Annotated in this window: 1 pseudogene; it reads left to right on the top strand. The window is 36.6% G+C overall.

Features of this window, described 5'->3' with window-relative positions:
• Positions 1 to 1,479 (top strand): annotated as a pseudogene (locus AC6F8J_RS02695) (hypothetical protein); the annotation flags it as partial.

The following is a 1,479-nucleotide window of genomic DNA, read 5'->3' as shown; positions in this document are numbered from 1 at the left end:
TCTTAAACATCATATTGAAGAAGGCGTAATAGCAGAATATGCTCTAGAACTGGCCAAAGCAGATAGAGAGGACCTTAATTGTCCCCATCATGTGGGCACCTATCTTATAGGGAAGGGATACCCCCTCCTTAAAGCAAAAGTGTTAAACAAAAAGACGCCGAAAAATCTAGAAAAGAAACATAATATAAAAGGCATCAGTTATTTTATAACCGGCTTCTTGCTTGTTGTTTCTGTATCTGTTTTTGTAATATTTATGATGAAGCGTTTTGGGTTAGTTGAGGATATCAGTATATATGTGATCGTTTTGGTCTTAGGGTTACCGATGTTAACAGGAATTGCATTAGAATTAACCAATCATATTTTTACAAGGCGGATGGCTGTAGCAAAGATTCCTTCTTTAGATTATCTAGAAGAAATTCCGGATCACGCAAGAACATTTTTAGTCATGCCTGTACTTGTTTCATCAAAATCTCAATGTATCGAGTATCTTGAAAGGCTAGAAAAGCATTATTTAGCTAATCGACAAGATAATCTCTACTTTGGACTTTTAGCCGATTTTGAGGATGCACCTGAAAAAGTTATGCCAAAAGACGAGATTCTTGAAAAAGCGCTTATAAAAAAAATCAATGCACTAAATGCGCTTTACCCATCAACACATCAACGATTTTCTCTTTTTATAAGAGAAAGGCAATGGAACAAGTCGGAAAATTGCCATATGGGTTGGGAAAGAAAAAGAGGGAAGCTGGAGGAATTCAATAATCTCTTAAGTGGCATAAAGAAGGAAGATACAAGCTTTGTGACATTATTGTGTGATGAAGCAATATTAGAGACTTTTAAGTATGTTATAACCTTAGATGCGGACTCTAATCTGATTAGGGATAATGCGTCAAAACTCGTGGGTCTTATTGACCATCCCCTCAATCAGCCGGTTATAGATCCGGTTAGTAAGAGGGTGAAAGAAGGGTATGCCATCATACAGCCTTCGATTGGTAATCATATCGTGGATAAAAAAAGCAGTCGCTTTCCTGAAGTGTTTGGAGGCCAAACAGGGCTAGCAAACTATTCATCAATTCAATCTGATATATATCAAGATGTTTTTAACGAAGGCGTTTATACAGGTAAAGGCATTTATCACGTGGAGGCCTTTCACTTAATCTTAAATAAAATAATACCGGACAATAGTGTGCTCAGTCATGACCTCTTAGAAAGCTGCTATGTCAAAACGGCTTTCTCAAGTTCGGTAAAAATCATGGATACATTTCCAAGCAGTGTGCTTTCATTTGTAAAAAGAGAGCACAGGTGGATTCGAGGCGATTGGCAACTGTTACCTTGGTTGTTTAAAAGGAAGCCTAAAAATGGTATTAGCTTAAATGTGATATCCAAATGGAAAATATTAGATAATTTAAGACGTAGCATAGTCCCTGTATCCAAAACACTTTTCATTATCATAAATTTAGCAGTTATGCCCAAGGTTTTTTA

The sequence above is a fragment of the Petrocella sp. genome (assembly GCF_059865615.1).
This window is presented reverse-complemented; position numbering and strand designations above follow the sequence as displayed.